Here is a 256-nt window from a genome sequence, read left to right as displayed (position 1 = left end):
TAAGGGGCCTATATTGTCTAGATACTTCGTCCTCGTTGGTTAAACCAATGACTTGAGTGATATCGAAGTTCAGGCCGTGTTGGGCCAGGAAATGTTGTGCCAGTTTGTAAATGGGGTTTCCGTCAACGGTGAGGTTTAAATCCTCAGGGATTTCGCTAGCTATATAGTGGTCGAGCACATCGTGAATGGCCCTGATTGCTAATTCAGTATTGCGTTTTTCAGACACTCTTTGGGATAAGATGATTTTATTCTTTGC

The 256-nt window shown here is 43.4% G+C and carries 1 pseudogene; it reads right to left on the bottom strand.

The annotated features are described in order from the left end of the window. Positions 1-256, bottom strand: a pseudogene (locus ACYQ4S_RS12730) (DDE-type integrase/transposase/recombinase); the annotation flags it as partial.

The organism is Alkalibacterium sp. s-m-28 (genome assembly GCF_054658175.1).
This window is presented reverse-complemented; position numbering and strand designations above follow the sequence as displayed.